Here is a 22,738-nt window from a genome sequence, read left to right as displayed (position 1 = left end):
CCAGACGGTATACCTACCGGTGACCGGTTGGTAGTTTCGCCCGAAACCGCCCGCAGATTGGCTCTTCCATCGGTTTTTTAACCCACCACCCGGCCGTAGCTCGAAGTACGATGAGTACGACAACGACGGGGTGTCCCGAGTGTGACGGGGCACTCCAGCAGGACGGCACAGAGACGGTGTGTAACCACTGCGGCCTCGTCGTCGGCGAGGACGCCATCGATCGGGGGCCGGAGTGGCGGAGTTTCGAGGACGACGACACCCGTCGGGCCCGGACCGGCGCGCCGCTGACGCGGTCACGCCACGACCGCGGCCTCTCGACCGACATCGGCCGCTCGACGCGGCTCAAGGGCCGGAAGCGTCGCCAGATGGCACGCCTCCGCCGAGAACACCGCCGCGCGCAGGTCAGTTCCAAACGCGAGCGCAACCAGATTTACGCGTTCACCGAGATTCGGCGCATCGTCGGGTCGCTCGGCCTCTCGAACGCCATCCGGGACCGAGCCTGCGTGCTGTTCGAGTCGGCACAGAACGAATCCCTCCTTCAAGGGCGGTCGCTGGAAGGGTTCGCGGCGGCGGCGGTGTACGCTACCTGCCGGACGGAGGGCGTCGCCCGGACCGTCGAAGAGTTGTGCCGGGCGGCCCGTGCCGACCCGGACGAACTCCGGGCGGCCTACGATGCCCTCAACCGGGACCTCGGCCTACCGACGGGACCCATCGACCCCCGCGAGTACGTCCCGCGGTTCGCGACGGAACTGGGCCTCTCGGAGAGCGTTCGTAACCGCGCGGAGCAGTTGGTCGACGAGGCACGCGATAGCGGTATCGTCGGCGGGCGCAACCCCGCTGGCGTCGCCACGGCGTGTCTCTACACCGCGGCACAGGAGCACGGTATCGGGCTCACACAGGCCGAAGCGGCCGAGGTCGGTGACGTGACCCCGGTGACGCTCCGGGGGACTTACACCGAACTGCAAGAGTAGACGGCGGCGGCGAGTTTCTCGAAGGCGTCGCTCGCAGGCGAGTCGGGCGCGGTCTGGCGGACCGGCGTCCCGTGACGCTGGGCCGTCGCCAGCGCGTCGCTGTCTGGCACCGTGACGACCGGCGCGCCAAAGCGATCCGCGGTCGGCCTCGTCACCGGGTCCGACCCGGTTCGGTTGAGAACGACACGACAGAGACCGGCGTCCAGTTCGCGGGCGAGCTCTCGCACCCGAAGTGCGTCGGCGATGGCCGCCGTCGCCGGCGTCGTCACCAGTACCGTCGCGTCGGCGACGGCGAGGGGGAGTCCAACGTCGGCGCGCAGCCCCGCCGGAGAGTCCACGACGACCCAGCGATACGTCCGGTCCAGCGTCTCTAAGGCGTCGGTCAGCGCCGTCGGGTCGGCCGCTCGTGCCCCGGCAAGCGTCCGTCCGCAGGGGACCGTCGTCACTGGGCCGTCGACGCGAACCGCCTCGTGGACGGTCGCTCGGCCCGCGAGAACGTCGTGGAGGTCCGGACCGTGGCCGGCGGGTAGGTCCGCCATCGCGAGGTCACCGTCGACGACGACGCCGTCTAGTTCGGCCGCGAGATTGTACGCGACCGTCGACTTGCCGACCCCGCCCTTGCCGCCGGTGACGGCCAGAATCATGCGATGCGGGCCAGCGTCTCGACCGGGACGGTGGCGGCGCCACGGCGGTCGGCGAGCGCCGCCGCACGTAGAGCGAGTCGCCTGAGTCGTCGTTCGTCGGTCGCTCCCGACTCGGCGATCGTGCGTACCTCGGCCAGTCCGCCGGCCTCGCGGACCGCCGCGGTCGCCGCCGGGAGCGTCTCGGCGTCGGCCAGCGTCTCGGCCGCTTCGACCCGGGCGGCCATCGTCTCTAGCCACGGTTCGACTGCCGCCGGTACCCGACCGTCCGTCTGTGGTCGCGTCGCCGTGGTAGACCGCGCTGCCGGTCCGGCGTCTGGCTCGGTGACGCCATCACACGAGTCCGCGTCAGTCGTCGCTGCAACGCCGGCCGGGACGGCGTCGGCGGGCGGCGACGGATCACCGAGTTCACGGACGACGTCGGCGGCGCTCTCGGGAGACACACCGGCCCCGTCGGTGTTCGGTGCCGGCGTCGCGTCGTCGAGAACCGCAGGCGGGTCGGCCGGTGGCGCCGGCGTGGCGTAGCCGAGCGCGTGGTCTCCGGGGCCGACGACGCCCTCGAAGCCCGTCTCGGTCCAGCCAGTGACCGGGAGCCCCTCACAACGTGGCGGCCACACGGGGCCGTCGAGGCGGTTGCGGACGGTCACCCGAGTCGATTCGTCGAGGTCCCGCAGGGAAAGCGCGACCAGCGTCACCCCGTCGTGGTGACTGGTTGTGCAGTCGAGCGTAACCATGGCCCGAGGTGGCCGCCCGTTCGGATTTAAACCTCAGCACCGGATAATCGGCGCGTCGAGGACGTCTGCGGCCGCCGTCGGGTCGGCAAAGCAGTCGGTTCCGACGACGACCGGAGCCTCGGTCCGGGCGATGCGGAGGACGGCCAGAGCGGCCGTCACCGGTGACGCCTCGAACGGGTCGGTCGGTCGCGATCCCGGGACTGCCTCTAGCGCCGCGACGTACCGATCGTGGAGGCGGTTTACGAGACACTCGCGGGCGTCGCGCTGCCGGTTCGCGAGGGCATCGGCGAGTTGACGCCGCTCGGCCAGCCGGTCTCGGTAGGCCCGTGCCAGTTCGCGCCGACGCCGCCGACTCTCCTCGGCGGCGACTCGCTCGGTCTCGCGCTCGCTGAGCGTCCGGGTGGCCTCGCGGACCGCCTGCTCGGCGGCATCGGTGTCGACACCGAGTGTCCGTCGGGCCTCTAACCGACCGCGCTGGGTGGCCGCCGCCTCCCGCTGGTCCGCGAGCGTCGACCGGGAGACGTCGTCACGGACCGAGGGCAACGACGGCGCGTCGGGGTCCGACGACGCCAGTTGCTCGCGCAACTCGTCGATCGCGTCGTCGTGTGGGGTCTCGTAGCCACGGGAGCGGCCGGCGGCGGCGAGAGCCGTCCGCGTTCGGAGACCCATCGCAGCGTGGACGTGGCCACAGTAGTCGTACACCGGCGGCGGGTCGGCGGAAGCGACAGCGGGGAGGCAGCGGTCGCCGCGAACGGCCGCCGCGAGTGTCGCGCCATCGACCGCCCGCCCCCGGAGGTCGACGACACGGCCTTCGTACGTCGTGCCGCCGACGGTGAGCCTCACAGGTCGGCCCCCCGCATCTCGTCGGGGGCCGGCAGGTCCCGCCCCGACGCGAACCGCGCGTACGGCGTCGACGGATGGTCGCGGTCCTCGTAGGTGTCGGCCGCTTCCTGTACGTGGTCGGGCACGTCGGCGGGTTCGAACGGGACCACACGCTCTAGCTGGACGTCGAGTCCGTGTTTCTCGTGGAGGCGGAGGGCCTGAAACGCGGCGAACTCCGTCCACGACAGCAGCGCCGCCCGTCCGAACCGCCTGACGACGCAGTCATCGTGCGCTCGGCAGACGTTGCGCAGGTCACGGCGGGCGGGACGCGAATGGGCCACGACCAACAGCACTGCCGAACGGTCCTTCCCCCGAGTATAAAAATTTACGTTGTCTCTCTCGAAAATTGTCTCGTCCGAACCGTCCGCTCGCCGTCGTCCACCTCGACGACGGTGTCGAACAGCGGCGCCAGCGTGTCGACCGTCTGTCGGTCGTGAGCGGTCGGGTCGAGGTGGACGTGTGCGCTAGCGTCGGCCGCGTCGAGTTGCCCGACGACGGCGTGGAGGAACTCGTACACCGTCTCTACGGGGACGTTCTGGAGCAGTGCGGTCAGCGAGTCGAAACAGAGGACGACGTCGTCGGCCGCCGATAATTCCTGACTCAGCGTGATACCGAGACAGGTCAGGTCGCTCGGCGTCGAGACGGTGTCGACGTCGACGTCCGCAATCGAGGGGTCGGCCGCCGTCGACGCCTCACCGACGGCGACGACGGTCAGCGAGGGGGCGTCGTCGGTCCCGACAGCACGCGGATACGCCTCGAGACACGCCGCCGGCGGGCACGTAAACGTCACCAACACGACCGTGGCGTCCAGCCCCGCCGACGACAACAGGCCCAGACAGGTCTCGCTCCCAGCGTACCCACTCTCTCCGGGCATCGGCGAGTGACACAGCAGGGTAGTACTGGCGTTCGCGATGGTGTCGGGTATTTCACACATAGTGTTCCGCTGGTCGTCCACAGACCGCTCAGTCGACGGCCGATACTGAAAACGTCACGGAGCCAGCGACGAGTTCGGCGACCCGCTCTCGCGCTTCGGGTTCCGACGCGGCGAGGACGACGAGACCGTCCGCCGGCCCGTCACCGCTGGCCCGGTACGCCTGTAGATCGCCCTCGAAGTCGGCAGCGTAGGTCCGTAACACGCCGCGGACATCCGATTCGAGGTCCGAGAGCGAGCACTCGCCGGCCTCGAAGGCGGCGAGCGCTTCCTCGACGTTCCGGAGGGCTGAGATGCGGTCCATCTACGTCGTCCGAAGGTGGTCGGTACGAGGTTCGTACACCTCGCCTTTCTGTTTGAGTTTCTCTATCTCGTGTTCGGCCTTCGACTCGTCGATGCCGACCTCCTCGGCGCGTTCGACGACGACGTCGATCGGCGCGCCTTCGTCGTACTCGTCCTCGATGTCGGCGATGATGCCCCGGATGTTCTGGATGCGGTCGCGCTGGCTCTTCGAGGTGCCGGTCTCGACCACGTCGGCGTCGAACTCGCCGGTCTCGGGGTCGACACCGATCTCTTTCAGGCAGTAGTGGGCGATGTCGACCGCCCGGTCGGCGTCCGCCTCCTCGACGGTATCCGAGAGGCGGATGCGCGCCGACGCCTCGGCCAGCCGGACCAGCGCTTCGAGTTTCCGGGCGGTCACCGGCACCGGCGCGTCGTCGTCCTGGCCCTTCAGGCGCAGGTCGACGTAGAAGTCCTCGATGACCGTCTTCGCCTCCTCGGTCATCGTCGGGAAGCAGTTCCGTTTCGCGTAGGCGACGTACTTCCGGAGGAGGTCCGGTTCGATGGTCGGCGCCACCTCGTCGGTGACGGTGTCGACTTCTTCCTCGGAGAAGTTCGAGGTCGGGTTCTGCGTGCGGTGGGTGTGCAGTTCGCCCGCGTAGTTCGTCTGGATGATGTGTTCCGCGAGGTTGCGGTCGGCCTCCTCGTCGGGCTTGTCGGTGACGGTGAAGATGAGGTCGAATCGGGAGATGAGCGCGGGTTCTAAGTCGATCTGCTCGCCGATGGGTTCGTACTGGTCGAAGCGGCCGTACTTCGGGTTCGCGGCACCTAGCAACGAACACCGCGATTTGAGCGTCGCGTTGATACCGGCCTTCGAGACGCTGATACGCTGCTGTTCGAGCGCCTCGTGCATCGCCGAGCGGTCCTCGGGACTCATCTTGTCGAGTTCGTCCACCGCGGCGATGCCCTGGTCCGCGAGGACGAGCGCCCCCGCTTCGAGCGTCCACTGCTGGCCGTCGCCGAAGTCGTCGCGGACGGCTGCTGCGGTCAGCCCTGCTGAACTGGACCCCTTGCCGGAGGTGTAGACGGACCGGGGCGCGATCTCTCGGATATATGATAACATCTGGGATTTCCCGGTCCCAGGGTCTCCTATCAGCAACATATGGAGGTCGCCACGTATACGCGAACCGTCAGGAAGGTCCTTGGTCACCCCCGAGAACAGCTGGAGCATCATCGCGAGCTTCTCCTTCTCGTAGCCGTAGATGGAGGGGGCGATGGCGCCGACCATCTGGTCGTAGATGTCGGGTTCGTTGGAGAGTTCGACGATCTCCGTCTTGTCGGCGTCGGTAATCTCCATGTCCTCGAACTGCTCGTCCTCGATGACGATGCTGACACCGTCCATGTAGATGTCGAACATCGGGGACTTGTCCTGGTCCGAGCCCTGCTGGTCGAGTTTGAGGATTCCCGTCGCGCGGACGTGGTCGCCGGCAGTGACCTTCCCCGTGATGTCGTCCTCGATGTTGATGTCGATGGACTGGGGCGTCTCCCCGCCGCGAAGGCCCTCCGGGGACTCCTGAACGCGGATCTTCTGGGCGTCGATGAACTCGGACTGGTCGGTGTTCAGGCGGAACGGGCCCTGTCGTTCACAGCCCTGACACTCGTGGGGTTCCTGAAAGTCGCCGGCGGCCTGTGGGATACGGGTGAGGGTGCCACAGCGCTGGCACTCGAAGGCGGCAGTGAGGACCTTCGGCCGAACGTCCGTCGCCTTGCGGACGATGCCCTGTACGGCGATGAGGTTGCCGTGGTGTTCGTGGCGTATCTCCCTGATGTCCTCGGACTCGGGGAGGTTCCGGACGCGAACGTGGGCCTGCCCGAGCGAGACGTCCACCGGGAGGTCATAGAGGCGCAAGGCTTCCTCGGCGTACTCTTGCAGTTGCTCCGGTTTCGTGCGGTAGTCGTCGGCGAGGTCGGGGTCGAACCGGTAGAGGTCCTGCCAGTCGACGTACAGCGACTTCTGGTCGTTCGGGTATTTCTGGGCGAGCTCACCGATTTCGTTTCGGTAGTAGTTGCGGTAGAACTCCTCGAAGCGGTCGATGAGTTCGGTGTTCTCGGCGGTCGCCATCTGAGTGCACAGAGGTTACGCCCACTCGCCTAAGAAGGTTCGCAAACCTGAGTGGAAGTGATCGATGGCGGCTACGATGTGCGTGACTGCGATAGGTTCGTCCCGAAACGAAGGGGTGGGTCGGTCACTCGCCGAGACTCCGCAGACTCTCGTAACACGCGCCGACGGGATGGTAGCCGGGTTCGACCGCGGGACCGTCGCCGGCCGGGTACGCCTCGTTGTCGGCGTCGGCCCGCTCGTGCCACCCACCCGTAGGCGCGACCATGGTGTCGAGCGCGTACTCCCAGAACCGCTCGTACCACTCCCGGTACCAGTCGTCGTCCGTGCGTTCTGCGAGCGCCGCTGCGGCGCCGATAGCCTCGGCGACTTCCCAGCTATACTTGTCGTCGACGACCGGGTCGTCGTCCTCGTCCAGCGTGTAGTAGAAGCCGCCACGTTCGTCGTCCCACCCGTCGAGCGCCGTCTCGAACAGGTCGGGCGCGCGCTGGCCGGGCCACTGGACGTCGAGGTGCCGGTCGAGAATCGAGAGGAGTTTCGCCCACTCGATGTGGTGGCCCGGTTGGTACCCCCACGGCCGGAACTGGTGGGCCGGGTCGTCCCGGTTGTAGTCGAAGTCGGGCGTCCAGTCGGTCTCGAAGTGCTCCCAGAGACGGCCGTCGTCCGTCGAGAGGTCGACACAGAGCCGCTTGGCGACGGTCGCCGCTCTGTCGAGGTAGTGTTGCTCGCCGGTGACTTCGTAGGCGACCAGCGCCGCCTCGCAGGCGTGCATGTTCGCGTTCTGGCCCCGGTAGGGGTCGGCCTCGCTCCAGTCGGCGTCCCACCCGCTACGATAGAGGCCGTGCTCCGCTTCGAAGAAGCGCTCGTCCAGCAGGTCCCACGTCTGGGCCAGATACTTCCCGGCGTTCTGGACGCCCGCGTCGGCCGCCCGAGCGTACGCGAGGACGACGAAGGCGTGGCCGTAGCAGACCCGGCGGGAGTCCGTCGGCGTCGTGCCGTCGAGTACCCAGTGATAGCCGCCGCGGTCGGCATCCCGGAAGTGGTCCTGCAGGAACTCGACGCCGCGCTCGGCCGCTTCGCGCCACCACACGTCGCCGAACACCTCGCTCGCCAGCGCGAAGTTCCGGGTGAACCGCGCCGCCGCGACGAGGTGCTTGCTGTCCGGGTCGTACACCTCGCCTGTGTCGGCGTCTAGTTGCGCGACGAACCCGCCGTGTCGCTCGTCGACGCACGTCGGATAGTAGAACTCCAGCACCGCCCGCATCCGGTCCCGAAGCCAGCCGGGGTCGGTGTAGTCCGTCATCTAGAGACGATGACGGTTCTACGGGGCAAGAAGGTTCGGGCGGAGACGTAACTCGGGGAGATAAAGGAGTTGGATGGGATCGCCCAGATTTGAACTAGGGGCACGGGCACCCAAGGCCCGAAGGTTACCAAGCTACCCCACGATCCCGTACCACCACTTCTGCCCGTCACCGAGTAAAGGGTTTCGTTGGGCGGCGGGCCGTGTCACGCAGGCGCGAGGCCCCAGAAGAAGGCGATGCCGAGCGTGGTCACGACGGCGAAGACGGCCTGTAACGGTGCACCGACTTTCAGATAGTCCGTGAAGCGGTAGCCACCGGGGCCGTACACGAGCAGGTTGGTCTGGTAGCCCACCGGCGTCATGAACGCCGTCGACGCGGCGAAGGTCACCGCGAGGACGAACGCGAAGGCGTTGGCGTTCAGTTGCTGGGCCGCCTCGACGGCGACGGGAATCATCAGCACGACGGAGGCGTTGTTCGAGATGACGTTGGTCAACACGGCGGTGACGACGTACATCAGGCCCAGCACGACGATGCTGGAGAGGTTCGGGGCCGCGAGGACGAACAGGTCCGCGAGCAGGTCCGCGCCGCCGGTCGCCTGTAAAGCGATACCCAGCGGGATGACACCGGCGAGCAGGAAGATGACGTCCCACTGGACGGCGTCGTACAGTTCCTGCGGGCGCAGACACCCGGTCAGGACCATCGCCACCGCACCGGCCAGCGCCGAGACGACGATGTGAATCGGAGTGAGGGCGGCGATGCCGACGACGGCGGCGACGATGCCGACGGCGACGGGGATCTTCGACCGGCGGAAGTCCGGGCGTTCGACCTCCTGTGCGACGATGAAGTCCCGGTTGACGTTGAGGCGGTCGATGCTGTCGGCGGTGGCCTGGACGAGCAGGGTGTCGCCGACTTTCAGGGTGATGCGGTCCATCCGCTGGCGGAACAGTTCGCGACCGCGGCGCAGGGCCAGCACCGTCGCGTCGTAGCGCTGTCGGAAGTTCGCCGAGGTCAGCGTCTCGCCGACGAGCGACGAGCCCGGGGCGACGACGAGTTCGACGAGGTTCTGGTGTTCGCTCGCACTCTCCAGTTCCGCGTCGTCGACCTCCACTTCGGGGATGAGGTCCAGCCCCTCGGCGTCAAGGAGGTCGACCAGCGTGTCCCGGTCGGTCCGAAGTGCGAAGACGTCGCCGGGCCGGATCGTCTTCGGGTCCAGCGGTTCGAGGAAGACTCGGTCGCCACGGACCAACTGGACGACGTCGACGTCGAACTCCGTCTCCGAGAGGGCCCCACGGACCGTCTGGCCGACGATGGGAGAGTCCTCGCGGACGACGACTTCGGTGAGGTACTCGCCCATCTCGAACTCGTCGGTCAGGTCCTCTCGGGCCTCGATGCGGCCGGGGACGAGCCAGCGACCCACCGTCATGAGATAGACGGTGCCGACGACGGTGACGACGATGCCTAGCTGGGTGAACTCGAACATCCCGAAGGGGTGGCCGAGCAACTCGGCGGAGAGTTGCGAGGCGAGGATGTTCGTCGAGGTGCCGATGAGCGTGAGCATCCCACCGAACATCGAGGCATAGGAGAGCGGGAGGAGAAGTTTCGACGGCGAAGTCTTGCCCTTGTGGGCGATTTCTGTCACCATCGGCAGGAGGATGGCGACCGCGGCGGTGTTGTTGATAAAGCCGGAGATAGGGCCGACGAGGCCGACGGTGGCACCAAGTTGCCGCGTCTCGCTGTCGCCAGTCAGCGAAGCGAGTCGTGACCCGAGCATCTGGACGATACCCGTCCGCTGGACGCCGTCCGAGAGGATGAACATCGCGAGGACGGTGATAGTCGCCGTCGAGGCGAACCCCGAGAGTCCCTGTGTCAGCGGCGAGACGCCGTCGCCGGGCTGGTGGAGGACGTACAGCGGTTCAGCCAGCAGACCGGCGTCGACGAGCGTCGTGGTGACCGGTTCGACCAGCATCAGCGCGACCATCAGGGTGATTGCGGTCACGTCGACCGGCAGAGCCTCCGTCGCGAACAGGACGAGCGCGACGAGTATCAGCGCGAAGACGAACGCCATGGCGGGCGTGACCGGAGGCAAGGACACACCGGTGAGTAGACCGGGTCCGGCAAAAGATTGCGGATTGCATCAGGCGTCTCGCCCGAGGTCGGCGAGCAGGGCCTCGTAGCTCCGGGCGAACACCGGCACCGTCCGGAGGGAGTTGGCCGCGACCTGAAACACCGGGACTGCGAGGGGGCCGTCGGTGCCGCTGACCACGACGACGGCCTCGTGGTCGGCGTCCGTGGACCACTCGCCGTCTAGCTCCCGGACCAGTACCTCGCCGAAGTAGCTCCCGAGTTCCGTGGTGACGCTCGTAAAGGCCCGGTCGTCGAACGTGGCCTCGCTCCCGAAGGTGGCGTCCTCGAACCGGTCGTCGTCCCACTCGGCGCCGACGAGGTCGTCGAGGCGGGCGAGCGACGCCGGGGTGAAATCGAGGTCGCGTTCGGCCCAGAAGTCGGTGAACTCCGCCGCCGTCGCGGCGTACTCGGCCCGGAGGCCGTCGCCGGTCGTGGGGTCCGTCTCCGTGACCGGGCCCATCTCGACCTCGCCGTCGGTCGCCGCGTCGTCGGGGGCAGTGCCGTCCTCGGGGGTAGCCACCGTATCGCCCTCACTGGACTGGTCGGCGGCGGACTCGGCCGCGTCCGAACCGAGCAGGTCGACGTCGGATTGCTCGGCCTCGGCCGCGTTGGTCGCTCGCGCCGTATCTGCGGTGGGGTCGCTGTCGGCCGGCGGGTCGGGTGGCGTCTCCGCGTCGCGCTCTCTTTTGATGTCCGACGAGACTGCCTCGGCGGTCGTCGTCGGGTCGTCGGCGTGTCCGTCTGCCGCGTCGTCGGCCACCGCTGCCCGTTCGGCCCCGTCCTTGGCCGTGGGGGTCGTCTCGTCGCCGTCGGGTCCGTCACCGTCGTCGGGTTCGACGGCGTCCATCGTCGGGTACACCTCGTCGGCCACAGTCCCAGCGGCACCCTCTGACGCCGCCGGGTCCGCGGCCACAGTGTCGTCGCTCGCCTCGCCCACGTCCTCACTCGGCGCGTCCGTTGTCCCGTCACCCTCGTCCGTCTCGGCCGAGTCCTGTGTCGTGTCGGCGTCGTCGACTGTCTCCGCCGAGTCAGTCGCAGCGAGTCGACGTTCGTCGGCTACCCGCTCCGCGACGACCGCAAACGCCGGGTCGCCGGCGACCGACTGTGCCGCCACCTCGAAGACGTCGACGGTCACCTCGTCGTCCGGGCCGACGACCGCCCAGCCGTCCTCGGCCGTCCACTCGCCGTCGTAGGTACGGACCAGCACCTCGCCGAAGTAGCTCCCGAACTGGACGGCCTTCGGGGAGTAGGCCGTCCCGTCGGACGGCGTGTCCTCCGTCCAGTCGTCACGGCCGGCGATGGCCTCGTCGAGCCGTTCGAGTGAGGTCATCGAAAAATCGAGCGGATCGCCGTCGCTGGCGGCGTTCTCGGCCCGGTCGCGGAACTCGTCGGGACCGAGTGCGGTGACGTCGACCATGTCCGGTCGCGACTCGGTGTCGTCCGACCCGTCGTCGCCCCGGCCGACCGCACGGCGGATGCTGTCGAACAGCCCCATGGCCACCGCAAGACGGTCGGGCTACAAGAAGGTACGCCCCTACTGCTCTTCACGCAGTTCCATCTCGGCGACGATGTCGTAGGGGTCGAGCCCCTTCCGGATGCCATCGAGCAACTGGAACGACTCGTCGGGCGAGAGGAAGTGTCGAGTGACGGCCCGGCCGAGCGGCGTCGGCGAGAGGCCGTCGATGAACTCGTACTCGAGCAGTTTGCCGAGGGCGTGTTTCGTCGGTACCTCGCCGACCATCCGGTCGTTGAGGCGTTTGGCCTGCGTGCCCGCGACGGTGACGTTCGCCAGCGTCTCCTCGACGGCCGCGCCCTCGTCGTACCGGGTGATGACCGGTTCCATCTCCCCCTTCAGTAACTTGAACGCCACCTCGTCTTCGGTCATCTCCATGCTGTTGTGGTACGAGCAGTCGGGTTCGACCAGCAGATACACCGTCCCCTTGTCGTGGTAGTCGGGCCGACCCGCCCGGCCGAGCATCTGCTCGAACTCCTGGACGGTGAGCCACTCGATACCCATCGCCAGCGAGTCGAAGACGACCTGCGAGGCCGGAAAGTCCACCCCGGCGGCCAGCGCGGCCGTCGTCACGACGGCCGCCAGGTCCTGGTCGGCGAACTGCTTCTCGACGCGCTGGCGCTTGCGGTTGTCCAGCCCGGCGTGGTAGGGCGCGGAACTGTACTCCAGTTTCCGCGAGATCTGGTGACAGCGCCGCCGCGAGTTGGTGAAGATGATGGTCTGGCCGCGGTACCCCTTGCTCGATTTCGTATCGAACGCCCGCTTGACCAGTTTGTTCTCCGTGTCTATCTTCTCGCGGCCGTCGGCGAACGTGACGTGGCGTTCGATGGGCACCGGGCGCTCCTCGAACTCGATGAGTTTGGCCTGCAGTTTCTCGGCCAGTTGGCCGGGGTTGCCCACCGTCGCCGAGAGGTATATCCACTGGGTGTCCCCGTCGGCTTGCTCGCCGCCGCCGCGGTCGTGTCGGGCGGCCTCGGTCGTCCCGCGCTCACAGTAGTACTTCAACCGCGAGATGAGGCCGTCGAGGCGGTGGCCGCGTTCGTCCTCGCCGAGCGTGTGCACCTCGTCGATGACGACGGTGCCCACGGAGCCGAGGTCCTTGCCCGTCCGGATCGCGTGATCGATACCCTCGTAGGTACCGACGATGACGTCGGCCTCGGGGTCGAACCGGCCGCCCTCGTCGGCGATGCGACTCGCACCCACGCGCAGGGAGACGTCGACCATGTCCCCGTAGCGCTCCTTGAACGACTCGTACTTCTGGTTGGCCAGCGCGACCAGCGGGACCAGAAACAGCATCGTCCCCTTGCCGTTGAGGACGCGGTCCAGTCCAGCGAGTTCGCCGACCAGCGTCTTGCCCGTCGCCGTCGCGGAGACGACCAGTTGGTCCTGTCCGTCCATCGCGCCGTGGTCGACGGCCAGACTCTGAACCGGGAGCAGCGTGTCGAATCGGGACTCGACGTGCTGTTGGATGCCGGGATGGAGGTTCAGCGTCTCCGTCGAGACGAGGTCGATGTCGTCGACGGTGGCCGAGATCTCGTCGAACTTCGTCAGGTCGGGGTCCAGTTGGCCCGACAGGAGGTTCGTGATGCGGTCTAGGTCCTGTACCTCCAACAGGAGTTCTTCGAGGCGCTTGCGGGCGTCGCCGGTGATGTCTCCCTCGAAGGCGAGCTCCCGGTCGAGTTCCTCGCGGGCGCAGTCGGGACAGATACTCTCCCCGTCGGCCTCGATGGCCGTCTCGCTCGTGATGGGCGAGTACCGGCCCGCCGAGGAGCAGTACCGACAGGTCCGGACGACCTTCGCCTCTAGCTGGTAGCCGGCGAGCATCTCGCGGATGCGCTCGCGGGCCAGCGGCGACGTCTGCTCGGAGATGCGGATACGCGTGGCTCGGCGCGCCAGTTCGACGAACTGGTCGGGGGCGCGCAGGTCCTCGCCGGAGCCGTCCTTGATGCGGAGGCGTCGGGGTCGCGGCCCCGCGTCCGTCTCCTTCAGTTCGAGGACGCCGTGGAACAGGCGTCCGCCGTCTCGCTGGGCGACCACCCGGACGTCCTCGCCGTGCTCGTGGAGGAACAGCGTATCCACCTTCGCGGCCTGCTGCGACACACCTGTACGTACGACGCGGCACCTACTTCAGTCACTCGACACAGAACCGAACACGGAATGCCCGATAGACGTGCCAGCGAGGACGATTCAGAACAGCCAGAAAGCCCCGGCCGCCCCTTTCAGTCCCATCCGGTCGGCTGTTCCACGGGGGCTTTCTGGCTCTCTGCAGTGGTTGCGTCGAGAGAGTCCCCCCAGAAGCACCAGCCCCACCGATTGCTAGCCACAGCGCGTTTAAGTCGGTCGACCGACAACAGTATCACATGCGTCGGTTCCGCATCGGGAGCGCCTTCGGCATCCCCATCCAGCTCGACCTGACGTTCCTGCTGGTCTTGCCCCTGTTCGCGTGGATCATCGGGACGCAGGTCGAACAGACGACGGAGCTGTTGAACGACTCGCTCGGTGCGGGGCTCGACCCCGCCGTGCTGACCGACGGGAGTCTCGTCTGGGTGCTCGGCGTCGTCGCCGCCGTCGGCCTCTTCACCGGCGTCGTCCTGCACGAACTGGGCCACTCGCTGGTCGCCATCCGCTATGGCTACCCCATCGACTCCATCACGCTGTGGCTGTTCGGCGGCATCGCCCAGTTGACCGAGACGCCCGAGGACTGGAAGCAGGAACTCGCCATCGCCGTCGCCGGCCCCCTCGTCAGCGTCGCGCTGGGGGTGCTCTCCTACCTCGCCTTCTTCGTACTCCCGGGCACGCAGTCGACCATCGTGGAAGCGGCCCGGTTCGTGCTTGCCTACCTCGCCGTGATGAACCTCGCGCTGGCGGTGTTCAACATGCTGCCGGGGTTCCCGATGGACGGCGGACGGGTCCTCCGGGCGTTACTGGCCCGCACCCGCCCGTACGCCCGAGCGACGAAGATAGCCGCCGAGGTGGGGAAGATATTCGCCATCATGCTCGGCCTCTTCGGCCTGTTCGTCGCCGGCAACATCTTTCTGGCCGGGCTGGCCTTTTTCATCTACATCGGTGCCGAGGGCGAGTCCCGCCAGACGGCGATGGCCGCCGCCTTCGAAGGCGTGACGGTGCAGGACGTGATGACCCCCGCAGACCACGTCACGTCCGTGACGCCGCGGATGTCCGTTCGAGAGCTCATCCAGACGATGTTCGAGGAACGACACACCGGCTACCCCGTCGAGACGGACGGCGAAGTCGTCGGCCTCGTCACCTTAGAGGACGCCCGCGCCGTACGGGAGGTCGAACGCGAAGCGTACACCGTCGGCGACGTGATGAGCACCGACCTCTACACCGTCTCGCCTGACGCCGACGTGATGGACGCCCTCACGCAGCTCCAGCAGAACTCCGTCGGCCGACTGGTCGTCACCGACGAGGACGGCGAGTTCCTCGGGCTACTCACCCGCTCGGACATCATGACCGCGCTCTCCATCATCAAGTCCAGCAGTGAGTACGGCTCCGTCGGCGAGTCCGAGTCGCGGACGCTGCGGCCGGAACCCTGAGGCCGGCGGCGCACTGGAACACAGCGACTCGACTGGCCGACTGGACCGCATCGAAGAAAGGGAGGTCCGGGCGCGGGAATTGAACCCGCCTCTTAGCCACCACAAGGCTAAAGGATGCCACTACCCCAGCCCGGACGCGCGTGCTGAAGCAATCCAAGGTAATCCGGAAGTACAGAAATACGTTACGACTCTGGGGTGGCTTCGAGACGCTTTTACACGGTCGGTGACTATACGCCCCCAAGCGTGGCCATCACGGACAAGATATACGTCAAGAACCACCAGCAACTCGCCTCGCAGTTAGAGACGAGTTTCCCGAAGGGCGCGTTCAAGGGAGCGACGCTCGACATCCTCTTTCAGGGAGAGGGGCTGGCCAAACTCGACGACGCCTCGCGCGAGCGAGTGCTCGACTTCGCGGAGGACTTCATGGACTGTGACTGTCAGGCCGCGCCCCACTGTGGCTGTCCCGAGCGGAAGTTCGTCGCCTACCTGCTGGAACTACGCGAACAGGGGCTCGGCCCCGACGCCATCGTCGACGTGATGAGCGACGACTACATGCTGTACGCCTATCCCGGCGACGTGCTCTCCTTTCTCGACGACTCGGTCCGAACTCTCGAAGCGGTGGAGACGCTGGCGGACGTAGACGGGGAGCGAGAGGTCGCCGAAGAAGTACAACGGCGGCGCAATCGGCTGGTGTAGCGAGTTGGCCGCCGCCCCGTCCGAAGTGAGACACTGAGCGACGGCTACGGTCAGTGTCGAGCGGTGTCCGCGCCACTGGTGAGCCAGTTGTACGTCTGACTGTTCCGAACAGTGACGTTCGAGGTTTTTAGGCACGCCTAAATACTTGGAGCGGTGCCTTTTAGGCCACCCTAAACACAATCGCTGCGTGTTGCTTTAGGCCGGCCTAAAGTCTAGTGGTTTTATGTTCTTTTAGGCCGACCTAAAACTGTATGCAACAGTCGAAGACACGACGAGAGCGGTATCAGAGGGTCGTACCGAGCGGTTTCGGAGGGAGTATGCTATGAGCTACATGGACGGCGGCAACGACGCCATCCTCTCTCAGCAAGCCAGCCGGGAGTCCAGCGCGCGGACCTACCCCCGACACCTGCCGCTGGCGATACGCGACGCGCAGGGGTGTACCGTGACCGACATGGACGGCAACGAGTACTACGACTGCCTCGCGGGGGCCGGGACGCTCGCGCTCGGTCACAACCACCCACGCGTCGTCGAGGCGATGGAGCAGGCACTGGCCGCCGAGAACCCGATTCACACGCTCGACATCTCCACGCCCGCGAAAGAGCGGTTCGTCGACTCGCTGTTCGAGAGCCTCCCAGAGGAGTTCAGCGAGCGAGCGAAGGTGCAGTTCTGTAGCCCGGCCGGGACCGACGCCGTCGAGGCGGCGCTGAAACTCGTCAAGACGGCCACCGGAAACCGAAGCGTCCTCGGGTTTCAGGGCGCCTATCACGGGATGACCAGCGGTGCGCTCTCGCTGATGGGCGACACTGACGCCAAGGAGCCGATACCGGGGCTGATGAACGACGTCCACCATTTGCCGTTCCCCTACGACTACCGGTGTCCGTTCGGCGTCGGCGGCGAGGAGGGCGCTCGCATCGCCAGCGAGTACGTCGAGAACCTGCTGGACGACGGCGAGAGCGGCATCACCGACCCGGCGGGCATGATTCTCGAACCAGTGCAGGGCGAAGGCGGGGCGATTCCCGCGCCCGACACGTGGCTTCGAGAGATACGGCGCATCACGCGCGAGCGTGACGTCCCGCTGATTCTGGACGAGATTCAGGCAGGGATGGGTCGGACCGGCGAGACGTACGCCTTCGAACACGCCGACATCGTCCCGGACGTGCTCACCCTCTCGAAGGCCATCGGCGGCGGCCTCCCGCTCGCCGTCGTCGTCTACGACGAGTCGCTGGACGTCTGGGACCCGGGCGCCCACGCCGGCACCTTCCGCGGCAATCAACTGGCGATGGCGGCCGGCGAGGCGACCATCGACTACGTCCTCGAAAACGACCTCGACGACCACGCCGCCGAGATGGGCGCCCGGTTGCGCGACCACCTCGAAACCACGGCCGAGGGCGTCGACGCCGTCGGCGACGTTCGCGGCCGCGGCCTGATGCTCGGCGTCGAGTTCGTCGACCCGGGCGCCGACTGGCAGGGTGCCGGCCCGCACGCGCCGGACAGCGACTTCGCAGCGGCCGTCCAGGCCGAGTGTTTCGACCGTGGCCTCGTCGTCGAACTCGGCGGTCGCGACAGCGCCACCGCGCGCTTCCTCCCGCCCCTCGTCGTCTCGCGCGAGCAGATAGACGACGTGGCAGCCATCTTCGACGAGGCAGTCACCGCCGTTCTGAACGAGGAGTCCCGTGCGGAGGTGGCGGCGTGAGCGCTTCCGACCTGTTCCTCGGGTCCGAGGCGGGCGATGCGGCCTACCGCGAGGCGATGGCCCGGGCGATCGACGCCGTCGTCGAGACGGTCGCAGACCGCGACGAGCCGTACACGGGTCACTCGCCGCAGGCACTCGCCGAACAGTTCGGCGCGCCGGTCGTCCCCGAGGACGGCGTCGGCCCCGACGCCGCGATAGACGAGGTCGCCGAGACGGTGCTTGCACGCTCGGTCGCCACGTCGAACTCGCGGTGTAGCGCCCACCTCCAGTGCCCGCCGATGGTGCCGGGACTGGCCGCCGAGGCGATGCTCACCGCGGCGAATCAGTCGCTCGACTCCTTCGATCAGGCGCCGGCCGCGACGGTCCTCGAACAGCGAGTCGTCGACGCGCTCTGTGACCTGTTCGACCTCCCGAACGGCGCGGACGGCGTCTTCACCAGCGGCGGAACGCAGTCGAACTTTCAGGCGCTCCTGCTCGCCCGCGACCGGTACTGCCACCGGGCGTTCGGTCGGGACGTACAGGCCGACGGACTCCCGACCGAGGCCGATTCGCTCCGCATCGTCTGTTCGGAGACGGCCCACTTCACCGGGAAGCAGGCGGCCCACCACCTCGGTCTCGGCGAGGACGCCGTCGTCACGGTGCCGACCGACGAGGAGCGCCGGATGGACGTGGACGCTCTCGATAGGACGCTCGCCGACCTCACAGACCGAGGCCGGCGGCCCTTCGCTCTCGTCGGGACGGCCGGCACGACCGACTTCGGCGCCGTCGACCCCCTCGCCGACCTCGCCGACCGGGCCACGGAGCACGACCTGTGGTTCCACGTCGACGCGGCCTACGGCGGCGCGCTGGCGCTGACCGACGACCACGCCGGCATGCTCTCGGGCATCGAACGCGCGGACTCGCTGGCCGTGGACTTCCACAAACTGTTCTACCAGCCCATCAGTTGCGGGGCGTTCCTGGTCCGGGACGGCGAGGACTTCCGATGGATGGCGCGCAACGCCGCCTACCTCAACCCGGAGACCCACGACGAGGGCGGGGTCCCGAACCTCGTCGCGAAGTCGGTCCAGACGACGCGCCGCTTCGACGCGCTGAAGCCGTACGTCGCGTTTCGCGCCGTCGGCCGCGAGCGGTTCGGGGCGCTCGTCGAGTCGACGCTCGAACTGGCGGACGACGCGGCGGCGCTTCTCGACGACGCCGAGGACTTCGAACTGCTCTCGGACCCGACGCTGAGCACCGTCGTCTTCCGCTACCGGCCACGTGACGGAATGACCGACGAGGCGGTGAGTCGGCTGAACGCAGACCTCAGGCGGCGACTGCTGGCGGACGGGCGAGCGGTCGTCGCCCGAACCGACGTCGACGGCGTCACGAGCCTGAAGGTCACGCTGCTGAACCCGACGGCCACGCTCGACGACGTCGCCGCGATGCTGGACGTACTCCGGGACTGTGGACGGGGTACGCTCACGGAGCAGGGGGCGAGCGCATGAGCCTCGGCGTCGAACGGGACGAGGCGGCCGCCGTCGACCCGGAACAGCGGGCCGACGCGGCCACCGTCCACGCGTTCCTCAACTGCTATCTGCGGGAAACCGGCGACTACGAGGTACACGAAGACCCCGTGGCCGGCATCGACCCGGGTCCCGACGGCCTCCTCCGGAAACGCCTGCCGGAACAGGGCGTCGACCTCCTCGCGCCGCTCGTCCACCGTTCACCGACCGAGCGCCACCTGTTCGAGATACCGGTTCGGTACCGTCTCCCCGACGGAACGACCCAACCGGTGGACGCGGCGACGCTCGCCTCGCTCGTGGTGAAAGACCTCTCGCTCGAACGGGACGGCGAGGCCGTGCCGGACGCGTTACTGGAGCGCGTCCTCCGGAGCAAGCGAAACGTCGAGACGTTCGTCACTGCACGGACGGACGACCCGCACGCCGCCATCGACCAGACGTTCCGGGAGGCCGAGCAGTCGCTGGTGTTCGGCCACCACCGACACCCGACGCCGAAGAGTCGGCAGGGCATCGCCGAGCGGAACCGCGAGACGTACGCGCCGGAACTGGCGGGGTCGTTCCCGCTGCACTACTTCCGAGCGTCGCCCGACATCGTCGCGGCCGAGTCGGCCCTCGATACGGACGCGGCGACGTGGGTGGACGACGCGCTCCGGGCGGACCCAGCGGTGTCCGATTCGTTCGTCGAGAACCACGTCGAGAGCGAAGACGTGCTGCTGCCGGTCCACCCGTGGCAGGCGGACTTCCTGCTCGACCAACCCCACGTCCGGCGACACCTCGGCGACGGCCTCTCCCACCTCGGACCGGTCGGTCGTGAGTTCTACCCGACCACGTCGGTCCGGACGCTGTACGCCCCGGACGCACCGTTCATGGTGAAGTCCTCGCTCTCCGTCCAGATAACCAACTCCGTCCGGACGAACAAGCGACCCGAACTCGAACGGGGCGTGGCCCTCGCGGAACTGTTCGATACCGCCTTCGGCGACGAACTCGACGCGGCGTTCCCGAATTTCGACGTAGTTCGGGACCCCGCGTATCTCGCGCTGGATGTCGGAAAGAGGCGGGAGTCCGGACTGGAAACCGTCCTCCGGGCGAACCCCTTCCGCGGCGAACTCGCCGAGCGGTCGACCCCGCTCGTGGCGCTCTGTCAGGACGCCGTCGTGGGGCAGTCGCGTCTCGGTCGCCTCGTCACCGACATCGCCGACCGCGAGGACCGCGCCGCGGCGGCCGTCAGCGAGGAGTGGTTCCGTCGGTATCTCGAAACCGCGATTCGGCCGGTGCTGTGGCTCTACCTCGAACAGGGCGTCGGCGTCGAGGCCCACCAGCAGAACTCGGTACTCACGCTGGACGCCGAGGGCTACCCCAGCGAGTTCCGCTACCGGGACAATCAGGGCTTTTACTTCCCCGAATCGCAGTACGACCGGGTCGAGGACTATCTGCCGGGCGTCGGCGAGCGAGCGGACACCGTCTGTGCGGACGCCGTCGCCGACGAACGCCTGCGGTACTACGTCGTTCTGAACAACGCCTTCGACGTCATCAACGCGTTCGGGAGCGCCGGCCTCGTCGACGAACGGCGTCTGCTGTCGTCTCTCCGCGATGAACTCGAACGCGCTCGCGACCGGTACGACCGCCCCACCTCCGAGTTCCTCGACCCGCTACTGGAATCGCCCACGGTCCCCTGTAAGGCCAACCTGCTGACGCGCTTCCGGGGGCTGGACGAACTGGAGAACGACATCGAGAACCAGTCCGTCTACGCGGACGTCACGAACCCGCTCGTCACCGAACTCGACGCATGACAGGACCAGACGCGACTATCGCGACAGCGTACGACTACCAGACCTACGACCCGAGCATCGACCGCACGATATCGGTCCGGCAGGCGACGATGGAGCGTGACCTCGGTCGACTCCACGCGTGGCTCTCCAACGACCACGTGAAGCCGTACTGGCAACTCGACCTGCCGCTGCCGGCGTTCCGCGACCGTCTCGCGGCGAAACTCGACGACGACCACCTCACGCCATACGTCGGCTGTCTCGATCACGTCCCGATGAGCTACTGGGAGTGTTACTGGGCCGCCGAGGACGACGTCGCGGCCCACTACGACGCCGACCCGGCCGACCAGGGCGTCCACCTGCTCGTCGGCCCCGAGGAGTATCTCGGGAACGGCTACGCGCGCTCGCTCTTGCGGGCCGTCGTCGCCATGCAGTTCCGCCACTCCGAGACCGAACGCGTCGTCGCGGAACCGGACGTGCGCAACGACCGCGTCGTCCACGTCTTCGAGCAGTGCGGGTTCGAGCCACGCGGGGAGTTCCACTTCGAGGACGCCGAGAAGGACGCCCTGTTGCTGGTCTGTGAGCGCGACCACTTCGAGTCGGAGGTTCTCGCAGACGCCACGGCCGTCCCGACCACGGGAGTGTGGGGATGAGCGGGACGGTCCACGACGTCGTCGGCGTCGGCGTCGGCCCGTTCAACCTCGGCCTCGCGGCCATGCTCGACGGCGTCGAGGAAGCCGTCGACGCCGCGTTCCTCGAACGCGACGCCGAGTTCCACTGGCACGAGGGGATGTTGCTGGAGGGGACGACGCTTGAAGTGCCGTTCCTCGCCGACCTCGTGAGCCTCGCGGACCCCACCAACCCCCACAGCTACCTCAACTACCTGCGGGAGACGGGCCGCATCTACGAGTTCTACTTCTACGAGACGTTCCAGATTCCCCGCCGGGAGTACGACGACTACCTCCGCTGGGTCGCCGACCGTCTCGACTCGTGTCGGTTCAGCCGCGAGGTGACCGACGTTCGCTGGGACGACCGCGACGAGTGCTACGTCGTCACCGCACGCCACCCCGAGACCGACGAGCGCTTCGAGTATCGCGGCGAACACCTCGCGCTCGGCGTCGGCAGTCGGCCACAGGTTCCCGAGCAACTGCAGGGCCACCCCGAGGAGGACGTCTTCCACACGGCGACGTACCGCTTCAACCGCGACCGTGTACTGGACGCGGACTCCGTCACGGTCGTCGGATCGGGCCAGAGCGCCGCCGAGGTGTTTCGGGACCTGCTCGAACGCCAGTCGGCCCACGACTACCGGCTGGACTGGCTCACCCGCTCTGATGGATTCTTCCCGATGGAGTACTCGAAACTCGGCCTCCAGCACTTCACGCCCGAGTACGAGCGGTACGTCTACGACCTCCCGCAGGAGACCAAAGACGACCTCGTCCCGAATCAGGACTTGCTGTACAAGGGCGTCGACCCCGGGACGAGCGCCGAGATATACGACCTGCTCTACCGTCGGTCCATCGGCGACCGCGACCCCGACGTCGGCCTGTTCGCGATGACGGAGGTGCGGGACATCGCGTCGACCGGCGACGCTTACGCGCTGGACTGTCACCAGTGGCAGGCCGAGACGTCGTTCGTCCACGAGAGCGAGGTCGTCGTCCTCGGGACCGGCTACGAGCGCCCCATGCCGGGGTTCCTCGAACCGCTCGAAGACGCCATCTCGTGGGACGAGCAGGGCCGGTTCGAGGTGACCGAGGACCACCGCCTCGAAATCGACGTGCCCGGCGACGTCTTCCTCCAGAACGCCGACCTGCACACCCACGGCGTCGGCGTCCCCGACCTCGGCCTCGGCTGTCACCGCAACGCGCGGTTCGTCAACCGACTCCTCGGCCGCGAGGCCTACCCCGAGGACGCGGACACCGTCTATCAGGACTTCTCCGTCGAACAGTTCGTCGAACACGCCCCCGACACCACCCGACAGCGTGGCCCGGAACCGACCCCCACGCAGGACGACTAACTCAGGAACCCCAACGACACG

19 protein-coding genes and 1 tRNA gene are annotated in these 22,738 nt (G+C 67.6%); 8 read left to right on the top strand and 12 right to left on the bottom strand.

Annotated features, from left to right (window positions below; translation table 11 throughout):
* Positions 1 to 110 precede the first annotated feature (110 nt).
* Positions 111 to 971, top strand: a complete 861-nt coding sequence (locus IEY28_RS19755) for a transcription initiation factor IIB (RefSeq protein WP_189001872.1) — start codon at positions 111 to 113, stop codon at positions 969 to 971.
* Here IEY28_RS19755 and IEY28_RS19750 read toward each other — a convergent pair.
* From IEY28_RS19750 to IEY28_RS19695, 12 genes are all read right to left on the bottom strand, one after another.
* Positions 950 to 1,615: a MinD/ParA family ATP-binding protein gene (locus tag IEY28_RS19750; protein WP_189001870.1), complete on the bottom strand. Its 666-nt coding sequence runs from the start codon at positions 1,613 to 1,615 to the stop codon at positions 950 to 952. The genes IEY28_RS19755 and IEY28_RS19750 overlap by 22 nt on opposite strands.
* Positions 1,612 to 2,346 carry a DUF7857 domain-containing protein gene (locus IEY28_RS19745; protein ID WP_189001868.1) on the bottom strand — a complete coding sequence of 245 codons (735 nt, stop codon included), beginning with the start codon at positions 2,344 to 2,346 and terminating at the stop codon, positions 1,612 to 1,614. Before IEY28_RS19745 ends, IEY28_RS19750 begins: the two co-directional genes overlap by 4 nt.
* Positions 2,347 to 2,379: 33 nt before the next feature.
* A complete protein-coding gene (locus IEY28_RS19740) occupies positions 2,380 to 3,189 on the bottom strand; it encodes a DUF7856 family protein (protein WP_189001866.1) in 810 nt (269 codons plus the stop codon).
* Positions 3,186 to 3,521 (bottom strand): DUF7855 family protein, encoded by a 336-nt coding sequence (locus IEY28_RS19735; protein ID WP_189001865.1) that lies wholly within the window; start codon positions 3,519 to 3,521, stop codon positions 3,186 to 3,188. Before IEY28_RS19735 ends, IEY28_RS19740 begins: the two co-directional genes overlap by 4 nt.
* Before the next feature lie 32 nt (positions 3,522 to 3,553).
* The gene (locus IEY28_RS19730) at positions 3,554 to 4,162 is read right to left on the bottom strand and encodes a DUF7504 family protein (protein WP_189001863.1); all 609 of its coding nucleotides are present in this window, start codon (positions 4,160 to 4,162) and stop codon (positions 3,554 to 3,556) included.
* A gap of 28 nt (positions 4,163 to 4,190) precedes the next feature.
* Complete coding sequence (locus IEY28_RS19725; RefSeq protein WP_189001861.1) at positions 4,191 to 4,463, bottom strand: DUF7854 family protein; 273 nt, start codon at positions 4,461 to 4,463, stop codon at positions 4,191 to 4,193.
* The gene (locus IEY28_RS19720; protein WP_189001859.1) at positions 4,464 to 6,560 is read right to left on the bottom strand and encodes a minichromosome maintenance protein MCM; all 2,097 of its coding nucleotides are present in this window, start codon (positions 6,558 to 6,560) and stop codon (positions 4,464 to 4,466) included. It lies immediately after the preceding gene.
* 124 nt (positions 6,561 to 6,684) lie between these two features.
* Positions 6,685 to 7,860 (bottom strand): AGE family epimerase/isomerase, encoded by a 1,176-nt coding sequence (locus tag IEY28_RS19715; protein ID WP_189001857.1) that lies wholly within the window; start codon positions 7,858 to 7,860, stop codon positions 6,685 to 6,687.
* Between the two features lie 74 nt (positions 7,861 to 7,934).
* Positions 7,935 to 8,007, bottom strand: a tRNA-Pro gene (locus tag IEY28_RS19710).
* 56 nt (positions 8,008 to 8,063) lie between these two features.
* Positions 8,064 to 9,923 (bottom strand): SLC13 family permease, encoded by a 1,860-nt coding sequence (locus tag IEY28_RS19705; RefSeq protein ID WP_189001986.1) that lies wholly within the window; start codon positions 9,921 to 9,923, stop codon positions 8,064 to 8,066.
* 69 nt (positions 9,924 to 9,992) lie between these two features.
* On the bottom strand, positions 9,993 to 11,477 hold the full coding sequence (locus IEY28_RS19700; RefSeq protein ID WP_189001856.1) for a hypothetical protein: 1,485 nt from the start codon (positions 11,475 to 11,477) through the stop codon (positions 9,993 to 9,995).
* 39 nt (positions 11,478 to 11,516) lie between these two features.
* On the bottom strand, positions 11,517 to 13,595 hold the full coding sequence (locus IEY28_RS19695; protein WP_189001854.1) for a DEAD/DEAH box helicase: 2,079 nt from the start codon (positions 13,593 to 13,595) through the stop codon (positions 11,517 to 11,519).
* A gap of 260 nt (positions 13,596 to 13,855) precedes the next feature.
* Here IEY28_RS19695 and IEY28_RS19690 point away from each other — a divergent pair, with 260 nt between their 5' ends.
* The 7 genes from IEY28_RS19690 (at position 13,856) to IEY28_RS19660 (ending at position 22,717) form a co-directional block, all read left to right on the top strand.
* Positions 13,856 to 15,049: a CBS domain-containing protein gene (locus IEY28_RS19690; RefSeq protein ID WP_189001852.1), complete on the top strand. Its 1,194-nt coding sequence runs from the start codon at positions 13,856 to 13,858 to the stop codon at positions 15,047 to 15,049.
* Positions 15,050 to 15,292: 243 nt separating this feature from the next.
* Positions 15,293 to 15,745 (top strand): DUF5814 domain-containing protein, encoded by a 453-nt coding sequence (locus IEY28_RS19685; RefSeq protein ID WP_166972867.1) that lies wholly within the window; start codon positions 15,293 to 15,295, stop codon positions 15,743 to 15,745.
* 247 nt (positions 15,746 to 15,992) lie between these two features.
* The gene (locus tag IEY28_RS19680) at positions 15,993 to 17,438 is read left to right on the top strand and encodes a diaminobutyrate--2-oxoglutarate transaminase (protein WP_396275541.1); all 1,446 of its coding nucleotides are present in this window, start codon (positions 15,993 to 15,995) and stop codon (positions 17,436 to 17,438) included.
* Positions 17,435 to 18,922, top strand: a complete 1,488-nt coding sequence (locus tag IEY28_RS19675) for a pyridoxal phosphate-dependent decarboxylase family protein (RefSeq protein ID WP_189001843.1) — start codon at positions 17,435 to 17,437, stop codon at positions 18,920 to 18,922. Before IEY28_RS19680 ends, IEY28_RS19675 begins: the two co-directional genes overlap by 4 nt.
* Positions 18,919 to 20,727 carry an IucA/IucC family protein gene (locus IEY28_RS19670; RefSeq protein ID WP_189001841.1) on the top strand — a complete coding sequence of 603 codons (1,809 nt, stop codon included), beginning with the start codon at positions 18,919 to 18,921 and terminating at the stop codon, positions 20,725 to 20,727. The genes IEY28_RS19675 and IEY28_RS19670 overlap by 4 nt, the downstream gene beginning before the upstream one ends.
* Positions 20,724 to 21,356, top strand: a complete 633-nt coding sequence (locus IEY28_RS19665; protein WP_189001839.1) for a GNAT family N-acetyltransferase — start codon at positions 20,724 to 20,726, stop codon at positions 21,354 to 21,356. The genes IEY28_RS19670 and IEY28_RS19665 overlap by 4 nt, the downstream gene beginning before the upstream one ends.
* Entirely contained in the window at positions 21,353 to 22,717 is a 1,365-nt protein-coding gene (locus IEY28_RS19660; protein ID WP_189001837.1) for a lysine N(6)-hydroxylase/L-ornithine N(5)-oxygenase family protein, read from the top strand. The genes IEY28_RS19665 and IEY28_RS19660 overlap by 4 nt, the downstream gene beginning before the upstream one ends.
* Positions 22,718 to 22,738: the final 21 nt, after the last annotated feature.

Source organism: Haloarcula pellucida (assembly GCF_014647235.1).
Taxonomy (GTDB): Archaea; Halobacteriota; Halobacteria; order Halobacteriales; family Haloarculaceae; genus Haloarcula; species Haloarcula pellucida.
Note: the sequence above shows the minus strand (reverse complement) of the source record. Positions and strands in the feature narration are given on the sequence as shown.